Genomic DNA, 24,269 nt, shown 5'->3' on the forward strand with positions numbered 1-24,269 from the left:
GTGAGGGGGGATGGGGCGGGTCAGGGGAGTTCGACGAGGCGCGCCTGGTACGGCGTGAGCGCGACCGTCAGCCCGTCGAGCTCGACGCGCCGGGCGCGGCCGGAGAGGTCGGCGACCAGGGCGTGGGCGGCCTCGTTCGCCCGCTCCCGCGAGAGGTTCGCCCGCTCCCGCGAGAGCGGGAGCACGACGATGTCGTGCGAGAGGTCGACGGAGGGGATGCCGACACCGTCGCTGGAGCACACCGCCGCGAGCACCTCGCCGGCGGCGGTGAGGTGGCCGTCGGCGTCCAGGACCCCGCGCGGTCCCGTGAGCTCGAGGGCGGTGACGCGGGAGACGCCGGAGGCGACGAGGGCGGCCAGGGTGGCGGTGAGCCACGCCGCCGCGAAGTCGCTCGGCTGCCGGGCGTCGATCGAGCCCGAGTCCCTCCCGAGCCGGTCGACGACGACGCCCTGTCGGTAGATCGACCGCCGGGGACGAAGGGTCAGCGCACCGATGCCGACGGCCCGGCCGGCGCCCAGCGCGGATGCGGTCCTGATCATCGCGGGAACGGCCTCGACCGTCTCGATCACCGCGCGATCCGAGCTGTCGTGCACCTGGGGGTTGAGGCTGAAGGTGACCTCGTCGGCTCCGGCGAGCCGCGGCCGGCCTCGGGAGAGCTCGGCGAGGTTGTCGTCCGTTCCCACCGCGACGACGGTCTCGTCGAGGAGTGCCCCGAGAGCGGACCTCAGTCTGCTGACCGCATCCGGAGCGGTGACCGGGGCGGCGTGGTCGAAGAGCAGCACGCTGCGGAGCGGTCCGGTCCGCTCGGACAGCAGGCGGGCGAGCGCGGGGAGTCCGCCGTCGTCGCCGGTGGACGGGGCCGGGTCGAGGTGGACGGCGAGCTCGAGGGGGAGGTCCGCGACGGCCGCGAGGCCCTCCGCTCCGCGCACACCGTCCCCGTCGCACACGACGTCGACGCGCACGTGATCGACCCCGAGACGCCGGACCGCCTCGACGAGGGCGGGGCGCTCCAGCGCGAGGTCGTCGGGGCCGAGCTGGATCCCGAGTCGAGGTCGCGGATGCACGACGGACCGGTCGATCAGGACGCCCCGCCGCTCCTCGACCTCTCCGACCGGGTCGGAGGCGGGCCCGGGAGCCGCGCTCACCTCCACCGCCTGCCGCACCGTCTCGCCGTCGCCGAGCGTGTACGGGAAGGGCAGGGCGAGCGGACGGCTGTAGGTCTTGAAGGAGGCGTCGGACCAGTTGCGCTGATCCTCCGTCTCGAACAGGTCGCCCTCGAGGTCGATCGAGAGCACACGGCCGCTCCCCGGCGCGGCGACGGACAGGCCCGTGATGCCGACCCACGGCTGATGCGGAGCGACGTCGGCGGGGAACCGGTCGCGCGAGACGCGTTCCTCCCCGTGCCTGAGCTCCACCTCGGCGCCGGCGAGCGACAGCGGATGCAGCACCACGAATCCCACGCGGTTGGTCACCACGGTGCCCTCCGCCGTCGCCTCGACCTCGTATCGGATGCGGTCGGGCGCCACGGCGAGGCGGGCGCTGGCGCGCAGGACGCCGTCCGGGAAGCGGTGGACGGAGCGGAGCACGGCGACGAGCCCATCGCCGTCGTCGAGCCCAGGGGACTCGATCCGCAGGTCGCGGTCGCCGCGGATCGTGCCCCATGCGTCGTCGCGCACGACGAACTGGACCCCGCGCAGCACCTCGACGCCGTCGAGGAGCACGTGGGCGAGGTCGCCGTCATCCGTGAGCTCGAGCCGCCAGGCGCCGACCGTCACCGCGCGCGCCGCACGGGGTCCCGCGTCCGCCATGTCCTCCGCCTCCCGCGCCGTCGTCAGTGGTTGACGATCTCGTCGACGCTGGCCGCGACGACCTCGTCGTCGAAGACGCGCTTCCAATCGTCCTTGAACAGGATGTCCTTCGCCGTCGCGATCGCCTTCAGCGCGCCGTCGGAGAACGGCGAGCCGATCTCGCCGAACACGATCGCCAGCTCGACGTTGACGTGACCGAGGATGAACGCGCGCGCCGCGTCGGCGGGGACGCCGCGGCGCACCGCCTCGTCCATCGCCTCCTTGATGATCGTCACGCACGTGGCGGCCGTGGTCTCCGCGAGCACGGGCTCGAGCAGGACCATGTTCTCGACCGTGATGCGGTGGGCGTTCAGCACCGGGGCGAAGAACGCGCGCACGACCTCCTCGGCGCGGGTGTAGTCGTCCTCCGAGCCGGAGATGAGAGCGATGACGACGTCCTGACGGGCGGCGATCCCGCCGAAGTAGTCGGTCTGGGCCACGGGGTCGGTCTCGGAGTTGTTGAAGACCGAGGGATGGCAGGGGTGGCAGGCGACGAAGCTGACGTCGGCCCGCTCGGGGAGATGGCCCGCGAACGGCGCTGCTGCATCCAGGACGATCAGGGTGGCGCCCGATCGCATCAGCGGCACCGCCTGCTCGGCGACCACGCCGATCCGGTTGTCGGGGACGGCGAGGATGACGACGTCGGCAGCCGAGACGGCCTCCTCGAGACTCGTCGGAGTGGCGCCGCGCTCGGCGAGACGGGCCACTCCGGCCTCGCTCGGCTCGACGAAGAGCATCTCGTAGTCGGTCTTCAGGAGGTTGTCGGTGAGGCGCGAGCCCATCTTCCCGCCTGCGCCGACGAGGGCGATCGTGGTCATGTGGTTCCCTTTCTGGTGATCCTGGTGGTCTCGGTGCTCGCGGACGGTCATCCCGCCGCGGCAGCACCGACGTTCTCGGTGCCGACGTCGTCCGTGCCGAGGTCGGCGATCCGGACGAAGTAGTCGGGCGCGCCGATCTGGCCGCCCTTGAGGCAGAGCTCCATGCCGTCGACGCGGGGGTCGTCGCTGACGGCGGAGCAGAGCGGTGATCCGGGCGCCAGCCGCCGCACCAGGCGGAGCGCCCGGATGCCGAGGGCCTTCGCCACGTATCCGGAGGTGTCTCCGCCGGCGACCACGAGCCGGGGGATGTCGACCCGGTCGAGCACCTGCCGGGTGATGTCGGCGAGGGCGAGAGAGAGCCGGGTGCCGTCGACCGCGGGGGCGCCGGGGACGGGCGGCGGGGTGAAGAGCAGCACGCGGTCGCTCGCCGACAGCGCGGCGACGACCTGCGCCGCGACGGCCGCGCGTGCGTCCTCCGCGTCCGTCGCGCTCTCCGCCGTGACGGCGCCCGGGTCGAGGTCGACGCGCAGGAACCCGGCGGCGACGGCCGCCTCCGCCTGCCGCTGGGTGGCGGGCGCGCGGGAGCCGGACACCACGAGCGTCGTGCCCGCCGGTCGCACCGCCCGCTCGGCCGCGTGCCCCTGTCGCCCCCAGGCGGCGCCGAGCGCGTACTCGACGCCGGAGGAGCCGACCACCACGGCGGTCCCTCCGGTCGTCGAGGCGGCCTCGAGCCGGCGGTGGAGCGCGGAGCCCACGCGCCGCTGAGTCTCATGGTCGGCGACGTCCAGCACGACGATCCCGTCGGAGGAGCCCAGCGACTCGTCGACTCGGCGGGCGACCTCGTCGTCCGGTCCGTCGAGGTCGAACACGTCGATGAGCGAGAGGGGGAGCGAGGTCTGCCCGCTCAGGTGAATCCGCACATCCGCCTCGTGCATCGGGGTGATCGGATGCACGCTCATCGCCGGATGCCGGTCGAGCCGGTAGACCTCCCCCTGGAAGGTGGCGAACAGCGTGCCGAAGGCGGTCCAACGACCGAGCTGGGGCACGCCCACGACGAGCGCGGTGGCCCGCTCCTCGCCGCCCGGCACGGCTCGACGGAGCAGCTCGGTCGCGCGACCGATGCTGCCGACCTCGGGCGACGAGTCGAACGTGGAGCAGATCTTGTAGTGCAGCAGCGGCGCTCCGAGCGCGGCGAGGGCGGAGAACACCGGGGGCAGCTCGTCGTCCATCTCCGCGGGCGAGAGCGTTCGGCTGACCCCCGCGACGCCCACCGCCCGCACCTCCGGATGCGAGGCGACCTCCTCGCGGGTCGGCGGCTCGAGGAAGAGGAGCGTGGGGATCCCGGCGTCCTCCAGCGTCTCCATCACGTCCGTCGACCCGGTGAAGTCGTCGCCGTAGTACGCGACCACGAGTCCCTCGCTGGGCGGCTGCGGCACCTCTAGACCTCCGTCCGCTCGGACATGACCACACGTCGCGTGAGCTTCTCCAGCCGGCCGGTGCGGAGGGCGTCGATGAAGACCGCGAGCAGGATGATGCAGGCCTGGATCATGGGCGTGACGTACAGGTCCACCTGGAGGAACTGCAGGCCCGTCTGGATGAGCTGGATGAGGAGGGCGCCCACGACCGTGCCCGGGAACACCGATCCGCGTCCGCCGAAGAGGCTCGTCCCGCCGAGGACCGCGGCGGCGATCGCGTCGAACTCGTCGCCGCTGCCGAAGCCGGGGGCGGCCGTCCGCAGCTGCGTCATGGCGACGAAGCTCGCGAGGCCCGCCAGGGCTCCCGAGATCACGTAGACGGTGAAGAGGATGCGTCGCACCGGGATGCCCGCGCGTTCCGCGGCCGCGCGATCCTCGCCCGTGGCCAGGAGCTGGCGCCCGAACGGCGTGCGCGTCACCAGGAGGTGCGCGAGGAGCACGACGAGCGCGAACACCCACACGGGGAGCGGGATCCCGAGGATCGGCTGCGATCCGAGCTGCGTGATCACGTCGGGGTAGTTGACCTCACGGGAGTCGGAGAGGCCGAGCCCCGCGCCCCGGAACACGGTGAGCATCGCGAGGGTGACGATGAACGGCACGAGCCGGAGGAAGGAGATGGCGAACCCGTTGATCGCCCCGAGGACGACGCCGACGCCGATCGCCAGGAGCGGCACGACGAACACCGGGAGGGCGGCCGCGTTGATCACCTGGCCGACGACGACCGCCGTCAGGTACAGCATCGATCCCACCGAGAGGTCGATGCCGGCGGTCATCAGCACGAGCGTCATGCCGACCGCGACGATCCCGATGTAGGCGGTGCTTCGAGCGACGTTGGCGAGCGTCTGCAGGTCGAAGAAGCGCGGGTCGAGCAGCGAGAACACGATGAACACCACGACGAGCAGGATGATCGGCACGTTCCCCAGCGCGAGCTGGCGGAGTCTCTGGCTCATCGGGCGGTCTCCTGGTCGGGCAGCGCGTCGGCGGACGCGGTGTCGGTTGATGGATCAGCGGGTGGCGGGACCTCGGCGGCGCTCTCCCCGAACGCGGCGCCCAGGATGCGGCGGGCGTCGAACGCGCCGCGATCGAACGAGCCGACCAGCCGCCCCATCCGCATGACGAGGATGCGGTCGCAGATGCCGATCAGCTCGGGGAGCTCGGACGAGATGACGAGGACCGCGGTGCCGGCATCCGCCAGCTCGAGGGTGGTGCGGTAGACCTCGTACTGTGCTCCGACGTCGACCCCTCGCGTGGGCTCGTCGAGCATGAAGACGCGGGGCTTCGTGAGCAGCCACTTGGCGATCACCACCTTCTGCTGGTTGCCGCCCGACAGCGAGCGCACCGGAGACCGGTCGAGGTCCGCGGACTTCAGTCGCAGGCTCGACGTGACCTCCGCCACGTCCCGGGCGGCCACCCGGCGCTTGATCGGGCCGAGGACGTTCCCCGCCCACCGCTTGAGCGAGGGCAGGGCGGCGTTGGTGAGCACCGGGAAGTCCATCAGCAGGCCCTCGCCGCGCCGGTCCTCGGTGACGAACGCCAGGCCGCGGGCGATCCGGCCCTTGGTGGAGTGACGTGAGAGGTCCTCCCCGTCGACCGTCACCGACCCGCGGTCGGCGGGGTCGAGCCCGTAGACCATCCGGGCGAGCTCGGTGCGGCCGGCGCCCATCAGGCCGAAGAGGCCGACGACCTCGCCCGCGTGAGCGGTCAGGTCGATGCCGTCGACCACGCCCTTGGCCGACAGGTCGCGGACCTCCAGGACGGGCGTCTCGGTCGGCCCGCCGGACCGGGCGGGGAAGCGGTCGTCGAGGGTGCGGCCGACCATCAGGGTGATGACGTCGCCGACCGTCAGGTCCTCCTCGGGCTGCACGTCCACGAGGGCTCCGTCGCGCATGATCGCGATGCGGTCCGACAGGCGCTTGATGTCCTCGAGGATGTGCGAGACGTAGATGACCGAGGTGCCCGCCGCGGTGAGGGTGCCGATCAGCTCGAACAGGCGAGCCGTCTCGCGCGAGGTGAGCGACGTGGTGGGTTCGTCGAGGATCACGAGCTTGGGCGAACCGACCGCGGCCTTGGAGATCTCGAGCATCTGCCGCTGGCCGGGGCTGAGGTCCTCGACGAGGGTGGACGGCGAGAACGGGAGGTCCATGAGACCGAGGGCCTCTGCGGCGCGCGCCCGCGCCGCCCGCTTGTCGGTGAACACGCCGAACCTGCGCGGGTACCCCGTGAGGAACATGTTGTCGGCGACCGAGAGCGGCGCGAACAGGTTGAGCTCCTGATGCACGTGAGCGATGCCGAACCGCCTCGCCTCGGCCGGGCTGTGCGGCTCGTAGCGCTCGCCGTCGACCCGCAGCTCTCCCGCGTCGGGACGCAGGACCCCGCCGACGATGTTCATGAGCGTGCTCTTGCCGGCTCCGTTCTCGCCCACGAGGCCCAGCACCTCGCCCGGCGCGATCTCGAGCGAGATGTCCTTGTTGACGGGCACGCCGAAGAAGCTGTGCGACACCCCGGAGATCGCGAGCCGCGGAGCCGTGCCGCCCGCCGTCATCGCGTCGCTCCCAGGATGCGGGTGCGGACGACGTCGAGCAGAGCTGCGGCCACGATGACCAGTCCCTTCACGATGAAGACGAGGGTGAACGGCAGGTTCAGGAGGTTCAGGCTGTTGGACAGCACGACGAAGAACAGCGCTCCGAGCGCCGCTCCGACCACCGAGCCCTTGCCGCCGAAGAGCGACACCCCGCCGATGACGGCGGCGCCGATCACGTCGAGCAGGAGGTCGTCGGCGAGCGTCGGACGCCCGGCTTCCAGGCGCGCGGAGTACAGCAGTCCGCCGACCGTGGCGAACACGCCCGAGAGCGCGTACGCCGTGACGACCACGCGCTTGTACGGCACGCCCGAGATGATGGCCGCCTGCCGGCTGGTGCCGGCGGCGTAGAGCCACCCGCCGAACGGCGTGCGGCTGAGGATGTAGTGGGCCGCGAGTCCGAGGACCACGGCGATGATCGCCGGCACCGTGAGGGCGCCCCACACCTGGGCCTGGCCGATCGCGATGTACTCCTCGGGCAGGCCCGTGACGTTCTCGCTGCGGGTGAGCCAGACGGCCACGGCGCTGAAGAGCAGCATCGTCCCGAGCGTCACCATGAACGGCGGCATCTTCAGCCGAGCGATGGCCAGACCGTTCAGACTGCCGAGCAGGGCTCCGATGGCGACCACGATGAGCACCGCGAGCACGATCCCGGGCCAGCCGCCCCCGAGGGGCCCGCCCTCCGGGCCGATGACGCTGTTCCAGAGCACGGAGCCCTGGAACAGCGTCGGCTCGAGCATCCTCGCCACGAGCAGCGCGCCCACCGTGTTGGTGAGGTTGATGATCGCGGTCTGAGCCAGATCGATGCCCGCGAGGACGAGCACGAACGTCTGCCCGATCACGATGATCGCGAGCGGCCAGAAGTTCGACAGGACGTTGAGCAGGTTGCGCTCGGAGAGCATCCCCTGCGCGAACGGCGACAGGGCGATCACGTAGACGACGATGAGGAGGGCGACGAAGCCCTCCCCGGCGAAGAGCCGGCGAAGGAGCGCCCGGCGCCGTGACGGCGGTGCCGGATCGGTCGACGGCGGGGTCGTCGAGGCCGTGGCGGCGGGTGTGGTGGTCGACACGAGCGGGGCGCTCCTTCCTGGTGGGTGCGGGTGGATCAGCTGGCGGGCGGGGTGATGACGCAGCCCCACATGTCCTCGGAGCGGTCGCCGAAGTTCGCGGCGGTGAGCGCGAAGCCGGGGTCGACGATGGTCTGGTCGGGCTTGCTGTCGCCGTCCTGGATCGCCGTGCCGAGAGCGTCGAGCAGCGCGGAGGCCTCGGAGAAGAGGTCCTGCACGCCGGTCGCGTCGACGTACCCGGTCTCGATCAGACCGCAGGCGCGGTTGTCGCCGTCGAGGCCGCCCATGATGACGTGCCCCTCCTCGCCGACCGCCTTCCACTTGCCGAGCGGCTCGAGCACGGCCTGGATCTGCGGGAACAGGAAGTCGCTCGAGGTGAAGAGGACGTCGACGTTCGGGTTGGCCTGCATGGCCGCCTGGAGGTTCGCCTGGCCGGTCGCCGCATCCCAGTTGGTCTGCACCTCGATCGGGGTGAGGAACAGGTCGGGGTTGGCGTCGACGATCTCGTAGAAGCCGTTCCGGCGCTCCACCGCGTTCTGGTCGCTGAGGTTGCCGACCATGATGAGCGGCTGCACCGGGCGGCCGAGCTTGGTCGCCTCGTCCGCGAGGTACTGCACGGTCTGGGCGGCGACGTCGCGGTTGTCGGCGACCGAGATGATGGCGGCGCCGTCCTCGGTGGCGGGCGGGCGGTTGAAGATGCCGATCGGGATGTCGGCGTCGTTCGCCTCCTTGATGATCGTGTTCGCGCTCGATCCGTCCTCGGGGATGACGATGATGCCGTCGACGCCCTGGGTGATGCAGTCCCGCACCTGCTCGAGCTGGCGGTTGGGGTCCTCGTTCGAGTTGTGCTCGATGACGGTGGCGTTGGCCGCCGAGAGCGAGTCGCTGATCGACTTGATGCCCGCCGCCCAGAACTCGGTCTCGCTTCCCGAGAAGCCGAAGCAGATGCGCTTGCCGCTCAGGTCGGTGCTGACGTCGACGCTGATGTCCTGGTCGGCGGCGGCGGTGCTCCCGCCGGTGCCGCCGGTGGTGCCGCAGGCGGTCAGTGCGGTGAGCACGGCGAGGGCTGCTGCCCCCGCGGTGAGTGCGCGGAATCGTGTCACGAGGCCTCCTTGACTCGGAATGCGGCAAACCACTGTGCCGCTGGTCCCCGACACCATAACGATATGTTCCGCGCGATTGCAAGCCGAGAAGCGCATCCACAAGTAGCGTTGTGCTTGGTATACCAAAGACCATGTTACGATCGGCGCGACTCATCGACGAAGATGGGCTCGAGGAGAGAGAGGGTCATGGGCGACTTCGGACCACTGACGCGCCAGCCGTCGTTGTCGACGCGGGTCTCCGAGGAGCTGCTCGAGGCCATCGCCTCGGGACGCTTCCGTCCGGGGGAGCGCCTGCCGAGCGAACGCGAGATGAGTGACCGCTTCGGCGTCTCCCGCACGGTCATCCGCGAGGCGATCCGATCGCTCTACGCGAAGGGTGTGCTCGAGGTCTCCGAGGGCAGGGGCACCCAGATCGCGACCGTGTCGTCCACGCGGGTCACCGAGGCGCTCGAGCTCTACCTCCGGGGTGCGCAGTCGCAGGAGCTCCTCCGCCCCGAGCACATCGCCGAGGTGCGCGAGACCCTCGAGACCCGGCTGGTCGAGCTGGCATGCGAGCGCGCCACGGAGGAGGACCTCGAGGCCATCGCCGCGGAGCACGAGCGGATGGCGACGGCCCGCGACCCCCAGGCGGCGGCCGCGCACGACGCCGAGTTCCACCGATTGCTCGCGCGCTCGACGCACAACGCCCTGTTCCTCACCCTCATCGAGTCGATCAACGCGACCATGAAGGCGATCCGCTCCACCAGCCTCGCGCTCGAGGGGCGGCTGCCGGTCGCGCTCAAGGAGCACGCCGCCGTCCTCGATGCCGTGCGGGCCCGCGACCCCGAGGCGGCGCGCCTGGCCATGAGGCGGCATCTCGACGGATCGCAGCGCTTCTACGGCGACGGTGCGGAGATCGAGCCGTGAGCGGCCGTCTCGACGGCAAGGTCGCCCTGGTCACGGGAGCGGCCTCCGGCATCGGGCTGGCGACGGCCCTCCGCTTCGCCCGCGAGGGTGCGACCGTCTTCGGGCTCGATCGCGACGGCGACCGTCTCCGCGAGGCCCTCGGGTCGGACGCCCGTGCGGTGATCGCCGACATCACCGACGAGGGGTCGGTGGCGGCCGCCTACTCCTCGCTGCTGGAGCAGACCGGCCGTCTCGACGTCGTCGTCGCCAACGCGGGAGTGCAGCTGTTCGGCCAGGACTCCCCGATCGACTCGCTGGACCTCGCCGTCTGGCAGCGCACGGTCGACATCAACCTCACCGGGACGTTCCTCACGGTCAAGCACGCGGTGAGGAGCATGCTGACGACGGGCGGCGCCATCCTCATCACCGGCAGTCCGACCGGGCTGACCGGGGAGGGCGCCGGCTACACGGCGTACTCGACGACCAAGGCCGGCGGCTTCGGGCTGATGCGCACGGTCGCGGCCGACTACGCCTCGGCCGGCATCCGCGTGAACAGCGTCGTGCCCGGGTTCACCTCGACGCCGTTGGTGTCGACCCTCGCCGACGACGCCGAGTCGCGCGCGCAGATCGTCTCGCGCGTGCCCCTCGGCCGGGCAGGCACGCCCGACGACGTCGCGAGCATGATGGTCTACCTCGCGTCCGATGAGGCCGCCTTCACCACGGGCAGCACCTACTTCATCGACGGCGGCATGACGGCCCTCTGAGGAGCGACCGCGTCCCCTTCCCTCACCTCGCCTCGCCGGTGGCCAGGACGTAGTCGAAGGGGTACCCGCCCTGGACGAAGACGTCCCGAACGCGCGCGGGACTACCCTTCTCGTGTGGAGACGGCGCAGGAGTTCGCGGAGACGTGCCGGGTGCTGTCGCAGCACCTCGCGGAGAACGGGCGCGCGGACTGGGCGGCGACGTTCGAGCGCCTGGCCGACCGCGCCGAGGAGGCGGACGGCCCCGACCGTGTCCGGGAGGTGGCGTCCGACGCGCTCGCGCTCTACGGCGGGATGGGGAGCTTCGCCGACCTCGTGCTCCTGGCGTCGAGCAGCGGCTCCCGCGAGCCCGACGAGCGGCTCGACCGGTTGAGGTCCGCGCTCCACCGGAGCGCCGTGGCCCTGCGCTGAGCCACGACGCCGGTGGGGGTCAGCGGATCCCGTAGAGCACGTGGTCGTCGAGGTATCGCCAGACGGTGCCGGTCTCGGTGAACCCCGCGCTGCGGAGGGTCGAGAGGTGGAACTCCAGCGACACCTTCGGCGGGGCGATGCGGATGTCGTCGCCCCACACCTCCTCGCGTCGGGCCACCTGGCGGCTGTAGCGCGGCTCGGCGGCGACGGCGGCCCACCACTCATCCCAGGTGTCGGCGCTCCCGGAGAAGGTCTCCGTCTGCATCCGCTCGTCGTCGGCCGCGGCCACACGCCGGAGGGTCGGCTCGAGGTGCTCGTCGTAGGACAGGTGGTCGCCGTTGAGCAGGATCCCGCCGGGCGCGAGCAGGTCGGCTGTCCGCCAGTACACGTCGACCAGCTGGGCGGGCTGCAGCCAGTGCAGGGCGGTGGAGCTGACGATGGCGTCGAAGCGCTCTCCGGCCAGGAGCGGGTGCTCGTCCCAGCCGGGACGTCCGAGGTCGACGTCGGCGACGTCGATACGGGGATCCGCCGTAGCGATGTCCGAGGCGATCGCCAGCAGGGCCGGATCCTTGTCGGCCACCACGAGCGAGGCCCGGGGGACCGCCGCCAGCACCGCGTGGCCGAGCGAACCCGTGCCGCCGGCGAGGTCGAGGACACGGGGCCGCTCGACGTCCTCCGTCACCGCCTCGACCACCCGGGCGATGGTGGCGAAGCGCTCGGCGCGGTGTCGGATGTACCCGGTCTGCTGCGCGTCCCAGCGCTTCGAGAGCTCGCGGGCGAGGGTGGAGGGATCGAGGGTCGTGTCGGTCACGGTGAGGTCCTTTCGAAGGGAGGGGTGGATGTCGGGGAGAGGTGGGCCTCGGCGCGGTCGAAGCCGAAGAGGAAGGTGTCGCCCTCCCGGTGCACCGTCGTGCGGACCCCGTAGACCGGGTCGAGCACCGCCGGGGTGAGCACGGAGTCCGGCGGCCCGGACGCGACCACGGCGCCCGCGTCGAGCAGCACGATGTGATCGCAGAACCGTGCGGCGAGCTCCAGGTCGTGGAGCACGACGACGACGGTGGGGGCGATCCTCCGCAGCATCGCGAGGGTGTCGAGACGATGGCGGATGTCGAGATGGTTGGTCGGCTCGTCCAGGAGCGCGTGGGGCGCCCGCTGGGCCGCGGCGCGGGCGAGCGCCACGCGCTGCCGCTCGCCGCCCGAGAGCGTGACGAGCGGCGAGCGAGCGTGCTCGCCCACGCCCATCGCGATCAGCGCGTCGGCCACGGCGCGATCGGCCGCGTCGCGACCGAGGGGTCCGCGCTGCACCAGCCCGAGCGCGACCTCGTCGGCCACGGTGACGGTCGGGTCCGTGGCGTCCGAGTGCTGACCGACGAACGCCACGCGGCGAGCGATGTCGCGGCGCCGGAGACGGCTCACGTCCTCCCCATCCACCCGGACCTCCCCCGAGGCGAGCGGTACGGCGCGGATGAGGGTCCTCAGCAGCGTGCTCTTCCCGCTGCCGTTGGGGCCGACGATGCCGACGACGGCGCCCGTCGGGACATCGAGGTCGACGCCGGCGGAGGAGGACGACGACTCTCCGCCGAGGAGCGTCCGATCTCCCGCCCGGACGCGGAGTGCTCGTGCGGTGATCACCGGCGACCGGTCATCGGAGGCCGGTGAGGAGACCCTTGAGCTGGGCCGGGCCGCGGACGCTGAGCACCGAGGGCGGGTCGGTGTAGGGGAAGGGCAGCGCGACGACCCTGCCGTTCCGGACCGCGGAGAGGGACTGCGTCCCCGGAGCCGAGGTGAACGAGTCGACGGCGGACGGGCCGTCGCCGCTCGAGTAGAGGACGACCACCGTCTCGGGATCACGCGACACGAGGTCCTCGACGTTGACGTCGAACACCCGCTGGTCGACATCGGCGTAGACGTTCGTCAGGCCGGCCGCCTCGAACACCGGGGTGACCATGCTCTGTGCGCCGTAGGGGGAGAGCACCGTGCCGCCGGACGAGACGTAGACGGCCGCCGCGGTCCCCGCGGACGCCGCAGGGGCGGAGACCGTCTCCGTCAACTCGCCGACGAGCTCGTCGGAGCGCTCCGCCTCGCCCAGGATGGCGCCGTAGTCGCGCAGCTCCGACCAGACCCGGTCGAAGGTGGCCGGGCCGCTCGTCGACGGGGGATCCGAGCAGTAGGCGGTCGGGGTGTACACAGCGACACCGGCTGCGGCGAGGGCGGCCCTGTCGACGGCGTTCTCGGGTGAGATGACGAGGTCGGGCTCGGCTCCGAGGATGCTCTCCTGGGACACGATCGATCCGCCCGTGGAGTTCTTCTCCGTGGACATCGTCTCCAGGCGAGCGAGGGCGTCGTACGTGGACTGCTCGTAGAGACCGGGGGCGGGTTGCGCGGTGATCCCGACGACGCGGTCGACGGCCCCCAGCGCCTCGAGGTTCGCGAGGGAGTCGTCGTTGACGAGGACGATCCGCTCGGACCGGTGGTCGAGCGTGAGCTCGGTCCCGCAGTTGCTGATGGTCACCGGGAAGCCCTGGTCAGGGGTGGCGGCGCCAGCGGAATCCGAGCCGGGGGTGGTCCCGCATCCGCTGAGGACGGCCGCGGTCGCGGCCGCGAGGAGGACGGCGATGCCGGCCGTCGGCGCGGAGGGGTGGCGGCGCGATCGCCGTCGGAGGGTCTGGGCGGTCATGGTGTGCTTTCTCTCGGGAGGGACAGGGTCTTCGGATGCGGGCGGCCGGCAGGGGCGGGGCCGGAGCGGTGACCGTGACCGCCGCGCAGGAGCAGCAGCAGGACGGGGGCGCCGATCACGCCGGTGATCACCCCGACGGGGATCTCCTGCGGGGCCAGGGCGGTGCGCGCCACGGTGTCGGCGCAGACCAGGAGCAGCGCGCCGAGCAGAGCCGACGCGGGGAGGATCGCCCGGTGGCGCGAGCCGACGAGCTGCCGCGCGAGGTGAGGGACGACGAGGCCGAGGAACCCGATCCCCCCGACCCCGGCGACGACGACCCCGACGGCGGCGCTCGTGGCGGCCATCAGCAGCAGGCGCATCCGCTCGGGGTCGATGCCCACCGACCGGGCCGAGTCGTCACCCGAGGCGAGAGCGTCCAGGAGCGGGCCGGCGCTCGTGAGTGCGACGAGCGCGAGGACCGTGATCGCCCCGGCCGCGAGGAGGGCGATCGGCTGGACCGACGCGAGCGAGCCCAGGAGCCAGAACAGCACCGACCGAGCGGCCTCCGGCGAATCGGACCAGAAGATCAGGAAGCTGGTCACGGCGTTGAGCGCGTAGCCGACGGCGAGTCCGGCGAGCACGATGCGGAACGGTCCGCGCGTCCCGGCCGTGCTCGAGAGCAGGAGCACGAGGAGGATCGCCGCGACGGCGCCGACGAGCGCACCCCCCGAGAAGAGCAGGGCGCTGCCGCTGCCGACGACGAGGACCACGACGGCGGCGCCCGTCGACGCGCCCGAGTTGATCCCGAGCAGGTACGGGTCGGCCAGGCCGTTCCGCGCGAGCGCCTGGAACACCGCGCCCGCGGCGGCGAGCATGGCGCCGGCGACGATCGCCATCAGGATGCGGGGGAGGCGCGTGTTCCAGACGATGGTCTGGGCGGGCCCACCGGGGTCGTCGCCGCTGAGCTCGGCGACGATCACCCTGACGACGTCGGCCGGTGCGATCGGGACGGGGCCGATGCAGGCGGCCGCGGTGGCCACGGCGACGAGGATGCAGGCGAGCAGCACCAGGGAGAGTGCGACGCGGCGTCGCCGGGCGCGGAATCCACGGGCGATCGACACCGCTGAGACCTCGGACGGGCTGGCCATGCAACCCCTCTCCGGCCGCTAGTTGATAATCATTATCAATAGCAGTGGAATAACGCTCTCCGCAAATCGCGCGCGGGAAGGATCACTCTCTTCCCCGTCGAGTGCTCACTTCCTGCGCGATGGGGGAGTGGGTGCAGCAGGAAGTGAGCACTCGACGGTCGCGGCGGCGGTCAGTCCTTGATCGCCGGGGAGGCGGCGGGGAGTGAGCGCTCGGGAGAGGAGAGGCGGCGGTAGGCCAGGACGAGCGCGAGCGCGGCGAGGGCGGGGAGGAGGGCGGCGGCCGGAAGGGCCGAGGCGGGGGCGCCCGCGCCCAGGATGAGGCCGCCCGCTCCGGCGGCGCCGGCGATGCCGAGGTTGAACGCGGAGCTGTTCACCGCGAGGGCGACGTCGGAGGCCGGCCCCGCCGACTCCCTCGCGACGAGCGCGGAGATGGGCGTGATCGTGGCGAAGTACGCCACCCCCGCCGCCAGCACGGCGACGGCGGCCCACGGCAGGGCGGCCACCGACCAGAGGGCGGCGAGGGTGACGGCGAGGGCCGCCGAGCTCCAGGTCAGCGCCCGGGCGAGGTCGCGGTCGGCCAGGCGCGCGCCGAGCAGGTTGCCCACGACGCCGCCCACTCCGTAGAGGAGGAGCACCGCGGGGAGCAGAGCCGGATCGAGCCCGCTGAACCCGGTCAGGAGCGGCGCCACGTACGTCATCACGAGCATCGACGCTCCCGCGCAGAGCACGCTCATCCCGATGCCGACCAGCACGCCCGGACGCCTCATCCACCCGAGCTCACCCCGGAGCCGCGAGCGCGCAGGGGCCGGCAGCGCCGGCAGCCGCAGCATCACGACGACCAGGGCGAGGAGCGCGAGCGCGGCGATGAGCAGGAACGGCGCCCGCCAGCTCGCGAGGTCGGTGAGCACGATCCCCGCGGGGACCCCCAGCACCGACGCCGCGGTGAGCCCGACGAGCACCATGCCCATCGAGCTGGCCTCCCGTCCCGGGCGTGCGAGGTGGATGGCGGTGAGCGAGAACCTCACGAGGATCGTCGTGTGGGCGAGCCCCGCGAGCACGCGCGCGACGAAGAGCACCTCGAACGTCGGGGCGCTCGCGGCGAGGACGTTGGCGGCGGCGTACCAGACGAGCAGCGCGAGGAGGGTGCGCCGGGTGCTCCACCGCGACAGCGCCACGGTCACGAGCGGCCCCAGCACCGTCACCGTCGCCGCGTAGGCGAGCACCAGCGATCCGACGCCGGCGACCGCGACGCCGGTCCCGGCGGAGATCTGGGGCAGGATGCCGGCCACGACGCTCTCGGAGGTGCCGAGCGCGAAGGCGCCGATCATGAACCCGACCATGACGGACCGGGTCCTCGTCGCGGGCACGGGGCTCAGCTCGCGAGGATCACGGTCGGACTGCCCACCGCGGCCCGGTCGACGACACCGGTCGACAGCCCGCCGTCGTCGACCCGGTGCGTCGTGATCTCGTCGGATCCCTGGTGGGCGACGCGGAGCACCCGTCCCTCGACGGCGTGGTGCCGCGGGAGGGACCCGCCCGACGCGAACGCGCCGATGCCCGCGAGGGCTCCGGCCTCGTCGCAGCGGAGGACCGCGATCCGGTCGCTCCCGCGCAGACCCACGTGGAGCAGTCCGCCCGGTGACGCCTCGATGTGCGCGGCGGTCTCGCCGGGCTGTGGGCTGTCGGGGGTCAGCGGCAGCCGGGCGGCGAGACGGCGTCCCGCCCCGTCGCGCACCACCGAGAGGGCCTCGCAGGAGTACTCCGTGCAGACCACGAGGAGGTCGTCGGACAGCGCGACCAGGTGACGGGGACCGCATCCGAAGGGCAGCTCTACCGTGGAGGTGGGGTGCAGACGTCCGTCGCGGACGCTGAAGACCCGGAGCAGGTCGTAGCCGAGGTCGGTCGTGACCACCTCCTCGGGTCCGAGCCAGAGGGACATGTGCGCGCGGCTGCTCGCCTCGAGACCGGCCGGTGGCGGGGTGGTCGCCCGCAGGGCGGGGTGCGGATCCTCCGCGGGGGTCGTGAGCACGGGCTCGCCGAGGGCCCCCTCGGGATCGATCGGGTACAGCGCGACCGTCCCGTCGCCCCAGCAGGTCGCCGCGAGGTGGTCCCCCGACGGGGAGACCGCGACGTGGCACACGGCCGGTCCGGCCGGGCGGCTGCCCAGCGGGGAGAGCTCGCCGCCGGCCGCCGTGATGCGGAAGGCGCTCACCGTCCCCGCCGACTCGTCGGCCGAGTAGAGCACCGACAGTCGCGGATGGCGCGCCAGGAAGCTCGGCGAGGGGGTCGGATGCGCCGGGCCGGCCGCGACGAACGTGTCGCCGTCGGCACGCCACCGCGAGATCCCCGAGCTCGATCCGCCCATCTCGGGGGTGTATCCGCCGACCCAGAACGCCCCGCCGTCGGTCATCGTGTGCTCTCCTCTGCCCGTCGAGGTCCGGTCATCCGGCCGGCCGCACGATGTAGAGCGCGTCGCCCAGGAACTCGGGCTGCTCGATCCGCAGGCCGCCCTCGACCGGGGTGGTGCGCACGGCGTCGCGCCGCCCGTGGTCGAGATCGTACGCGGTGACCGTGACCGCCGCGTCCACGCGGAGGGTGAGTGCGAAGGGCTCGGGCGCGTAGACGACGACGGCGTCTCCGACCCGGCCGGCGACCGCCCCCGACGGCTCCGCGACGAGCAGGTCGGGATCTTCGACGAGACCGAAGAGGTCCTCCTCCTCGACCACACGGCGCACGAAGGCCGCGTCGAGCGCCCCCTCGAAGCCGGCGGCGACGGAGAACGGGAACGGGGTGCCGTGCACGTCCTCCGCGGTGAAGGCGGCGCCGCGGCGGTGCCACGACCACACGCCGTGGGCGCCGTAGCCGAGCCCCGCGCTCGCGCCGGCGACGACGCCGGTCCAGCTGGCTCGGCGCACGTCGTCGCGACGGTGGCGCTCGCGTCCGGCGAAGCGGCCGAGGCCCTCGTAGCAGGGCTCGAGGTTGACGATCGGCCGCTCGACGCCTAGCCCGCGGTAGTAACGGGTGAGGTCGGCGGGCAGGGTATCCCACGCCTCGTTGTGGCCGGACTGCAGGCCGTGCACGTCGATGAGGGCGCCGTCGGCGATCGAGGCGGGCATCCTCGCCGTCGGGGTGTCGTGCCAGGTGATGAGCGCGTCCGGAGCCTCCTCGCGCACGACGCTCGCCGCCAGCGAGTACCTCTCGAGGGCCGTGTCATCGTTCAGGTCGTCGTCGCCCGAGATGGCGAAGACGGGGGAGAAGGGGGCGAAGGTCCGCACCGCGTGCCGCACGTAGTCCACGGTCTGCTCCTCGGTGAGGACGTGGTCCGGGGTGAGACGGCTGCCCCAGGTGCCCGGCACGAAGTTGTTCCACAGCAGCACGAGGACGGGGGTGAAGCCCCGCGCCTGCGCCTGCTCGAGCACCCAGACGGCGTGCGACCAGTAGTCGGGGTCTCCGCCGTCGAAGTCGACGCCCGCGGGGGAGACGGCGAAGGGCGTCCGCTCGGCCTCGGACCTGTCGTGGACGATCGGGAGCACGCTGATGAGCAGCGCGTTGAAGCCCTGCCGGCGGCGCAGCTCGAGGTGATCGAGCCACTCCGCGTCGGTCGGGGACGTGAACGCCGCCCACACGGTGTCGGCCAGCAGGAATCGGCGCCGACCGTCGGCGAGGAGGCTCCGGTGGTCGGGGGCCACGGTCCAGGAGGTCATGCGGGGTCCTTTCGGGAGGGCGTTAGTGTGGGGATCCGAGAATCGAGGGAACCGGGAGAGCAGTGGCCGAGGGCGAGAGGACCGCGACGCGCGGCGGGGTGAAGTCGTCGCTGCGCACGCTCGAGATCCTCGAGCTCCTGGCGTCCGACGACGAGCGCCGCTCGATCGCCGAGATCGCCCGAGAGCTCGGCATCCCCCGATCGAGCCTGCACGGCCTCATGCACACGATGGCCGATCGCGGCTGGCTGCAGACCGACGCGAGCGGAACCCGGTACGGCCTGGGCATCCGCTCCCTGCTGGCGGGCACGTCGTACATCGAGACCGACGACGTCGTCGCGCTGTCCGGGTCGGCGCTCGACCGCATCGCCGATCGCACGGGCGAGACGGTGCACCTCGGGCGCCTGGACGGGGCGGACGTCGTGTACCTCGCCAAGCGCGAGTCGGTGCATCCGCTGCGCATGTACTCGGCCGTGGGGCGTCGGCTGCCCGCGCACGCCACAGCCCTGGGGAAGGTGCTGCTGGCCAGGACGGAGCCCGCCCGGCTCGACGCGCTCCTCGGCCGGGGCCCCCTCGTCGCTCTCACGCCCGAGACCATCGTCGACCGGGCTCGCCTCGACGAGGAGCTCGACCGCATCCGGACCGACGGCTACGCCGTCGATCGCGGGGAGAACAGCCTGGGGATCACCTGCTTCGCGGTGGCCCTCGCGGGCGACGGATCGCTCAACGCGGTGAGCTGCTCGCTGCCCGATGCGCGCCTCGACGCCGGTCATCGAGCCGAGATCGTGGCGGCGCTGGCCGATGGGGCGCGCGAGATCGACACGCTCCTCGGGCGTCGAGGGCGCTGACGCCGGGGAGCCGTGGCGCGCCAGACGCGGGTGCGCCGCGGCGACCTTCCCTGCCGTGCCGCTTGACAGCATCCGCACCCCTTCGTATCGTTCGTCTACATGAACCGCATTCACATATGTGAACGAGTGTATCGCGCATGACGACCGTCCTCACGCTCGGCGAGCCGCTCGCCACCCTCACGGTCGACGACGCCGATCCCCGCGTGGCCGCCGTGCACGTGGCGGGCGCCGAGCTCAACACCGCCGTCGGTCTGGCGCGCCAGGGGGTCGAGGTGCGGTGGTTCTCCCGCAGCGCCGACGACGCGTTGGGATCGCTCGTGCTCGCCACCCTCCGTCGTGAGGGCGTCGACGCGTCACGGGTCGTCCTCGCCACGGGGGAGCGCACCGGCCTGATCGTCAAGCAGCGGATCGACGACCACGCCATGCGGAGCGAGCACTACCGCGCCGGTTCCGCGTCTAGCCGCCTGTCGCCGGAGGAGGTGCCGGGCGACCTGCTGGAGGGGGTGGACCTGCTCCACGTCACCGGCATCACGCCGGCCATCGGCGAGGGCCCCCGGGCGGCCTGGACGGCGCTCATCCGCTCGGCCGCGGATCGGCTGGTGCCGGTCTCGCTCGACGTCAACCACCGGCCTCAGCTCGTCGACGACGACGGGATCCGCGACATCGTCGACAGTGTGATCGACTCCGTCGACACCCTCTTCTGCAACGAGGAGGAGGCGCAGCTGCTCACCGGCGAGACGGATCCCGAGCGCGCGCTCGCGGCGCTGGTCGCTCGCGGTCCGCGGACCGTGGTGCTCAAGCTCGGTCGCCGCGGCGCCCTCGTGGGCTTCGCGGACGGACGCACGCTGCGCGGCGGGGTCTGGCCGGTGCCGCTGCCGACCTTCCCCGTCGGCGCCGGCGACGCGTTCAACGCCGGGTGGATCGCCGCGGCGCTCGGTGGTGTCGACCCCGGGGTCGCGCTGCCCCTGGCGGCATGGACCGCGGCGAGGGTGGTCGCCGATCCGGGCGACCACGACGGCTTCCCGTCCGCGGCGGAGGTCGCGGAGGTCCGCGAGGCGCTGACACGAGGGGATCTCGCTCCCGAGCCCTACGACGTCGGCGCCCCGGTCGAGGTGGTGGTCCGATGACGGCCTTCGTCGAGACGCTGCGCAGGGCGCGCATCGTCGCCGTGCTGCGTGCCGACGGCGCCGCGGCCCTCGAGGCGCAGCTCGACGCGGTGCGCGAGGGCGGCGTGCGGGCCATCGAGGTCACGACCACCGCCGAGGGGTGGCAGCAGGTGCTGCGCCGCGCCGCGTCGGAGGCGGAGGCCGACGTGCTCGTCGGCGCCGGGACCGTGACGACGATCGAGCAGGCCGAGCAGGCGCTCGAGGCGGGCGCGCGCTTCCTCGTCTCGCCCTACCGGGTGCCCGACGCGGTCAGTGCGATCGCGCGGACCGCGGCCGGCGGAGGCGTTCCCTTCGTCCCCGGCGGGTTCACGCCGGCGGAGGTGGCTGAGGCCGCTCAGGTCGGTGACGGCGTCGCGAAGCTGTTCCCCGCCGCGACCGGCGGGCTGGCGCACCTCAAGGCGATCCGCGACGTGCTGCCGTCGGTGTCGATCATGCCGACGGGCGGCATCGGGCCCGACGACGCCGCCGACTGGCTGGCGGCGGGCGCTGTCGCCGTGGGGCTGGGAGGTGCGCTCGTCCGGCAGCCGGTGGCGCGCATCCGTGACCTGATGTCGAGCGTGGGTGCGGGTGCCTGAGACGGACCGGATGGAGCGGGTCGAGGTCGCCGCCGGGCGCCTGTCGGCGGTGGTCGAGGCGGAGGGGGCGCGGATGGCGTCCTTGCGCTGGACGGACCCTCGCGGCGGGGGCGAGCGCGAGCTGCTGCTGCGCACACCCTGGTCGGACGACCCCGACGGTCCGTGGTCGATGCCGGTCAGCAGCCACGAATGGCATCGCCGCTATCGAGGCGGCTGGCACGTGCTGCTGCCGCGCGCCGGGGATCCGGTCGCCATCGACGGCATCGAGCAGCCCTTCCACGGCGAGGCGGCCTGGCGCGTCTGGCGCCTCGCGACCGTGCCCGGCGGATGCGACGCGACGGTCCTGCTCCGCACCGTGCCGTTGCGACTGGAGCGGCGTGTGAGGCTGGAGGGCTCGACCGTCCGCGTGATCCAGGACGTGCGGAACGAGGGACCGGAGCCCGTCGCGTTCGGATGGCTGGAGCATCCCGCCCTCGACGGTCCGCTCCTCGAGGGCGCGACGGTCCGCCTCGGAGACGGCGAGCCCGTCGCCGTGGTGGATGCGCCGCAGACGTCGTTCGCGGACCTCGACGGGCGACAGGGGGTGTGCCGCATCTCGGCGCCGGTGCTCGGCGTGACGATCGAGATGCGCTGGGACGGCGCGCTCTTCCCGCGCACCCACCTCTGGCAGGAGAGGCGCGGCACCGCCGGGTTCCCCTGGTGGGGCGGGGTCGATGCGGTGGGCGTCGAGCCGTCCTCGGACCGGTTCCGGCCCTCCGCGGACCAGCTCGGCTCGCTGGTGGTGGACCCGGGCGCCACGCTGAGCGCCGCCTTCGAGATCTCGGTGACACCGGGAGCGTAGTCCCGGGCGCTCTCCAGGGCCTAGAATCGGTCCACGATGGAGAGAAAAGCGGTTTCCCTGCGCGACGTCGCCGCCGTCGCAGGAGTCTCGGTGTCGACCGTCTCGAAGGTGCTGCGGGGGCAGGGCAAGGCGTCCGATGCGACCCGCAAGCGCATCCTCGCGGCCGCCGAGCGGCTCGACTTCCAGCCCAACGCGCTCGGCCAGTTCCTCGCGCAGGGTCGCAGCGCCACCATCGGCATCCTCGCCGAGAACGCGCCCGGCACGTTCACCATGCCCGTGCTCACGGGGGCGACCACGGCCTTCGGCGAGCGCGACCTCTCCGTCCTCGTCTACGACTCCCACCTCGACCGCACCGTGGTCGCCGCGACCGTCCGCAAGCTCAAGGCCCGCAAGGTCGACGGCCTCCTCGTCATCGGCGACGGCAGCGGATCCGACATGCACTCCGTCTCCGAGGGGTTCTCGGTGCCGGTGGTCTACGCCTACGGGATCTCGGATGACGCGCACGACCCGTCGTTCATGCACGACGGGTTCCTCGCCGGACGGCTCGCCGGTGAGCACCTCCTCGGTCTCGGCCGCACGAGGATCGCCCACATCACGGCGGCGCCCTCCGACCTGTCGGCGAAGGCCCGCGCCGACGGACTGCGCGCCGCGCTCGACGAGGCGGGCCTGCCGCTCGTGCTCGGGCAGCCCCTCAGCGGCGACTGGACCCGCGAGTGGGGCATCCGCGCCGCACGGCGCCTGCTCGAGAGCGGCGAGCGGTTCGACGCCGTGTTCTGCGGGAACGACACCATCGCCGCCGCGGTGCAGGACGTGCTCCGCGAGTCCGGTCGCCGCGTCCCCGAGGACGTCGCCATCGTCGGCATGGACAACATCACCGGCCTCTCCGGCCAGCACGACGGCCTGCTCACCACGATCGACCCGAACCTCACCGAGCTCGGCGCCGTCGCCGCGCGCTACCTCGCCGACGCGATCGAGGGGGGCGAGTACGAGGGCGGCGTGCACACCATCCCGTGCACCCTCATCCCCGGCGAGTCCACCGGCGCCCTCCCCCGCTCCGCCGGCTCCGTCGCCGCCTGACCCGGGCGCGCGGCGCGGGACCGTAGTGCGGGTTCCGCCCGCATCCTGCGCTGAGGGGGCCGTATGGGCGGCGACAGACCGCGGAGCGGGCGCAACCCGCACCACGGCCGGGCGGCGGGCTCAGAGGCGGACGACGAGCTTGCGGGCGGAGACGCCCGCGCGCAGGCGGTCGAGGGCGGGCTGGATCGACTCGAGGCCCTCGCCGACGACCTCGGCCTCGGGGGCGCAGACGTGCCTGCCCTCGGCGAGCGCCGTGGGCAGGTAGTCCTCCCAGAGCATCCGGCCGACCTCGTTCGTCATGAGGGTGCTGCCCCACACGAAGCGCGCGTCGATCCCGTGGCGGCGAGCGCGCAGCTGGGTGAGAGACGTTGACGTGCCGAGGCGCAGCATCGTCCGCGCCGCGCGCAGGCTCGGGCCGCCTCGCCGCGGCAGGTCACCGAACGAGACCGCGGGGCTGGCCAGCGCGACCCGCTTCGCTCCCGTCGCCGCGGCGAGCGCGACCGCCGGCCGAGCCGACCCCGTCCCGACGGCCAGGATGCCGACCACACGATCCTCGCGGAGGGCGGAGCCCAGCTGCGACACCGCGGAGGGGTCCCGGTAGTCGGCGACGACGTCCGCGCCCAGCGCGCGCATCCGCTCGTGGTTGCGCGGGGAGGCGGTGGTCGCGACGCGGTGGCCGGATGCGGCGGCGAGCTGGATCGCGTTGCTGCCGACGCTCGTGGAGCCGCCCCAGACCACGACGGTGCCCCGGGTGCCGACGGCCGACGGGGAGCCGGTCGGGTGGGGCAGGGCGAGGTGATCGGACTGGAACAGGGCGGTCGCGGCCGTCGAGACCGCGAGCGGGAGCACGACGACCTCCTCGAACGAGAGCCGGTCGGGGATCGGCGCGGTCAGGTCGGCCCGCACGACGACGTAGTGCTGGAACCCGCCCTCGGCGCGGTGCCGTCGATCGCGCTCCATCCCCACGGCGTACGCCACCACCCGGTCACCCGGGGCGAAGCGGGACACCGACGGCCCCACCGACACGACCTCTCCGGCGACGTCCTCGCCGAGGATCGCCGGATAGGGCAGCCAGCGGTACATGAGGTCGCCGGTCCACTGCTTGACCTCGTCGAGCGGGTTCACGGCGATCGCCCGGACGCGGACGAGCAGCTCCTCCGGCCCGGGCTCGGGCATGTCGGCGGGGCCGACCACGAGGTCGGCGCGCGGCTCGGTCAGCCACGCTGCGGTGTTGGTGGGCACGATGTCTCCTTCCGCGACGAGGTCAATGGCACGTCGTGTCATCAGCGTAACACTGACGACACGTCGTGCC

General features: G+C 72.7%; 23 protein-coding genes. 8 read left to right on the plus strand and 15 right to left on the minus strand.

Annotation, left to right across the window (positions count from 1 at the left end):
• Positions 1-20: 20 nt before the first annotated feature.
• The 7 genes from IEX69_RS14045 to IEX69_RS14075 are packed head-to-tail and all read right to left on the minus strand — an operon-like array spanning position 21 to position 8,888.
• On the minus strand, positions 21-1,808 hold the full coding sequence (locus tag IEX69_RS14045; protein ID WP_085017936.1) for a D-apionate lactonase family protein: 1,788 nt from the start codon (positions 1,806-1,808) through the stop codon (positions 21-23).
• Positions 1,809-1,831: 23 nt separating this feature from the next.
• Entirely contained in the window at positions 1,832-2,716 is an 885-nt protein-coding gene (locus IEX69_RS14050) for a phosphogluconate dehydrogenase C-terminal domain-containing protein (RefSeq protein WP_085017937.1), read from the minus strand.
• Positions 2,713-4,101, minus strand: coding sequence for a four-carbon acid sugar kinase family protein (locus tag IEX69_RS14055; RefSeq protein WP_085017939.1), 1,389 nt, complete (start codon positions 4,099-4,101; stop codon positions 2,713-2,715). Before IEX69_RS14055 ends, IEX69_RS14050 begins: the two co-directional genes overlap by 4 nt.
• Before the next feature lie 2 nt (positions 4,102-4,103).
• Positions 4,104-5,090 carry an ABC transporter permease gene (locus tag IEX69_RS14060; RefSeq protein ID WP_085017941.1) on the minus strand — a complete coding sequence of 329 codons (987 nt, stop codon included), beginning with the start codon at positions 5,088-5,090 and terminating at the stop codon, positions 4,104-4,106.
• Positions 5,087-6,682, minus strand: a complete 1,596-nt coding sequence (locus IEX69_RS14065; protein WP_085017942.1) for a sugar ABC transporter ATP-binding protein — start codon at positions 6,680-6,682, stop codon at positions 5,087-5,089. Before IEX69_RS14065 ends, IEX69_RS14060 begins: the two co-directional genes overlap by 4 nt.
• Positions 6,679-7,788 (minus strand): ABC transporter permease, encoded by a 1,110-nt coding sequence (locus IEX69_RS14070; protein WP_085017944.1) that lies wholly within the window; start codon positions 7,786-7,788, stop codon positions 6,679-6,681. Before IEX69_RS14070 ends, IEX69_RS14065 begins: the two co-directional genes overlap by 4 nt.
• A gap of 35 nt (positions 7,789-7,823) precedes the next feature.
• Complete coding sequence (locus tag IEX69_RS14075; RefSeq protein ID WP_217348657.1) at positions 7,824-8,888, minus strand: sugar ABC transporter substrate-binding protein; 1,065 nt, start codon at positions 8,886-8,888, stop codon at positions 7,824-7,826.
• Between the two features lie 186 nt (positions 8,889-9,074).
• Here IEX69_RS14075 and IEX69_RS14080 point away from each other — a divergent pair, with 186 nt between their 5' ends.
• From IEX69_RS14080 to IEX69_RS14090, 3 genes are all read left to right on the plus strand, one after another.
• Positions 9,075-9,794: a FadR/GntR family transcriptional regulator gene (locus tag IEX69_RS14080; RefSeq protein ID WP_174604376.1), complete on the plus strand. Its 720-nt coding sequence runs from the start codon at positions 9,075-9,077 to the stop codon at positions 9,792-9,794.
• Positions 9,791-10,537 carry an SDR family NAD(P)-dependent oxidoreductase gene (locus tag IEX69_RS14085; RefSeq protein WP_085017950.1) on the plus strand — a complete coding sequence of 249 codons (747 nt, stop codon included), beginning with the start codon at positions 9,791-9,793 and terminating at the stop codon, positions 10,535-10,537. The genes IEX69_RS14080 and IEX69_RS14085 overlap by 4 nt, the downstream gene beginning before the upstream one ends.
• A gap of 114 nt (positions 10,538-10,651) precedes the next feature.
• Positions 10,652-10,945, plus strand: coding sequence for a DUF6966 domain-containing protein (locus IEX69_RS14090; protein WP_085017952.1), 294 nt, complete (start codon positions 10,652-10,654; stop codon positions 10,943-10,945).
• A 19-nt stretch (positions 10,946-10,964) separates the two neighbouring features.
• On the opposite strand, the gene IEX69_RS14095 is transcribed toward IEX69_RS14090, so the two are convergent.
• The 7 genes from IEX69_RS14095 to IEX69_RS14125 form a co-directional block, all read right to left on the minus strand.
• Entirely contained in the window at positions 10,965-11,756 is a 792-nt protein-coding gene (locus IEX69_RS14095) for a class I SAM-dependent methyltransferase (RefSeq protein ID WP_174604377.1), read from the minus strand.
• A complete protein-coding gene (locus tag IEX69_RS14100; RefSeq protein WP_085017955.1) occupies positions 11,753-12,577 on the minus strand; it encodes an ABC transporter ATP-binding protein in 825 nt (274 codons plus the stop codon). The genes IEX69_RS14095 and IEX69_RS14100 overlap by 4 nt, the downstream gene beginning before the upstream one ends.
• Before the next feature lie 10 nt (positions 12,578-12,587).
• Entirely contained in the window at positions 12,588-13,622 is a 1,035-nt protein-coding gene (locus IEX69_RS14105; RefSeq protein WP_085017957.1) for an ABC transporter substrate-binding protein, read from the minus strand.
• Positions 13,619-14,749 (minus strand): FecCD family ABC transporter permease, encoded by a 1,131-nt coding sequence (locus IEX69_RS14110; protein ID WP_085017959.1) that lies wholly within the window; start codon positions 14,747-14,749, stop codon positions 13,619-13,621. The genes IEX69_RS14105 and IEX69_RS14110 overlap by 4 nt, the downstream gene beginning before the upstream one ends.
• 170 nt (positions 14,750-14,919) lie before the next feature.
• Positions 14,920-16,116: an MFS transporter gene (locus tag IEX69_RS14115; RefSeq protein ID WP_157127063.1), complete on the minus strand. Its 1,197-nt coding sequence runs from the start codon at positions 16,114-16,116 to the stop codon at positions 14,920-14,922.
• A gap of 5 nt (positions 16,117-16,121) precedes the next feature.
• Positions 16,122-17,159, minus strand: a complete 1,038-nt coding sequence (locus IEX69_RS14120) for a lactonase family protein (protein ID WP_085017963.1) — start codon at positions 17,157-17,159, stop codon at positions 16,122-16,124.
• 31 nt (positions 17,160-17,190) lie between these two features.
• Positions 17,191-18,453, minus strand: a complete 1,263-nt coding sequence (locus IEX69_RS14125) for a glycoside hydrolase family 140 protein (RefSeq protein ID WP_085017965.1) — start codon at positions 18,451-18,453, stop codon at positions 17,191-17,193.
• Positions 18,454-18,515: 62 nt separating this feature from the next.
• On the opposite strand from IEX69_RS14125, the gene IEX69_RS14130 reads away from it, so the two are divergent.
• The 5 genes from IEX69_RS14130 (at position 18,516) to IEX69_RS14150 (ending at position 22,957) form a co-directional block, all read left to right on the plus strand.
• Entirely contained in the window at positions 18,516-19,298 is a 783-nt protein-coding gene (locus tag IEX69_RS14130; RefSeq protein ID WP_085017967.1) for an IclR family transcriptional regulator, read from the plus strand.
• A gap of 137 nt (positions 19,299-19,435) precedes the next feature.
• On the plus strand, positions 19,436-20,425 hold the full coding sequence (locus IEX69_RS14135; RefSeq protein ID WP_085017969.1) for a sugar kinase: 990 nt from the start codon (positions 19,436-19,438) through the stop codon (positions 20,423-20,425).
• Positions 20,422-21,039, plus strand: coding sequence for a bifunctional 4-hydroxy-2-oxoglutarate aldolase/2-dehydro-3-deoxy-phosphogluconate aldolase (locus IEX69_RS14140; RefSeq protein ID WP_174604378.1), 618 nt, complete (start codon positions 20,422-20,424; stop codon positions 21,037-21,039). The genes IEX69_RS14135 and IEX69_RS14140 overlap by 4 nt, the downstream gene beginning before the upstream one ends.
• Positions 21,032-21,880: an aldose epimerase family protein gene (locus IEX69_RS14145; RefSeq protein ID WP_157127065.1), complete on the plus strand. Its 849-nt coding sequence runs from the start codon at positions 21,032-21,034 to the stop codon at positions 21,878-21,880. Before IEX69_RS14140 ends, IEX69_RS14145 begins: the two co-directional genes overlap by 8 nt.
• A gap of 36 nt (positions 21,881-21,916) precedes the next feature.
• Positions 21,917-22,957 carry a LacI family DNA-binding transcriptional regulator gene (locus IEX69_RS14150; RefSeq protein ID WP_085017975.1) on the plus strand — a complete coding sequence of 347 codons (1,041 nt, stop codon included), beginning with the start codon at positions 21,917-21,919 and terminating at the stop codon, positions 22,955-22,957.
• 120 nt (positions 22,958-23,077) lie between these two features.
• On the opposite strand, the gene IEX69_RS14155 is transcribed toward IEX69_RS14150, so the two are convergent.
• Entirely contained in the window at positions 23,078-24,241 is a 1,164-nt protein-coding gene (locus IEX69_RS14155; RefSeq protein ID WP_229756370.1) for a zinc-binding alcohol dehydrogenase family protein, read from the minus strand.
• Between the last annotated feature and the right edge of the window lie 28 nt (positions 24,242-24,269).

This window comes from Cnuibacter physcomitrellae, from assembly GCF_014640535.1.
Lineage (GTDB): Bacteria > Actinomycetota > Actinomycetes > Actinomycetales > Microbacteriaceae > Cnuibacter > Cnuibacter physcomitrellae.

Coding starts and splice junctions, on each gene's coding strand:
- IEX69_RS14045 (WP_085017936.1), bottom strand. CDS start 1,808: ATGGCGGACGCGGGACCCCGTGCGGCGCGCGCGGTGACGGTCGGCGCC.
- IEX69_RS14050 (WP_085017937.1), bottom strand. CDS start 2,716: ATGACCGTCCGCGAGCACCGAGACCACCAGGATCACCAGAAAGGGAAC.
- IEX69_RS14060 (WP_085017941.1), bottom strand. CDS start 5,090: ATGAGCCAGAGACTCCGCCAGCTCGCGCTGGGGAACGTGCCGATCATC.
- IEX69_RS14065 (WP_085017942.1), bottom strand. CDS start 6,682: ATGACGGCGGGCGGCACGGCTCCGCGGCTCGCGATCTCCGGGGTGTCG.
- IEX69_RS14080 (WP_174604376.1), top strand. CDS start 9,075: ATGGGCGACTTCGGACCACTGACGCGCCAGCCGTCGTTGTCGACGCGG.
- IEX69_RS14105 (WP_085017957.1), bottom strand. CDS start 13,622: ATGACCGCCCAGACCCTCCGACGGCGATCGCGCCGCCACCCCTCCGCG.
- IEX69_RS14110 (WP_085017959.1), bottom strand. CDS start 14,749: ATGGCCAGCCCGTCCGAGGTCTCAGCGGTGTCGATCGCCCGTGGATTC.
- IEX69_RS14120 (WP_085017963.1), bottom strand. CDS start 17,159: ATGACCGACGGCGGGGCGTTCTGGGTCGGCGGATACACCCCCGAGATG.
- IEX69_RS14125 (WP_085017965.1), bottom strand. CDS start 18,453: ATGACCTCCTGGACCGTGGCCCCCGACCACCGGAGCCTCCTCGCCGAC.
- IEX69_RS14135 (WP_085017969.1), top strand. CDS start 19,436: ATGACGACCGTCCTCACGCTCGGCGAGCCGCTCGCCACCCTCACGGTC.
- IEX69_RS14140 (WP_174604378.1), top strand. CDS start 20,422: ATGACGGCCTTCGTCGAGACGCTGCGCAGGGCGCGCATCGTCGCCGTG.
- IEX69_RS14150 (WP_085017975.1), top strand. CDS start 21,917: ATGGAGAGAAAAGCGGTTTCCCTGCGCGACGTCGCCGCCGTCGCAGGA.
- IEX69_RS14155 (WP_229756370.1), bottom strand. CDS start 24,241: ATGACACGACGTGCCATTGACCTCGTCGCGGAAGGAGACATCGTGCCC.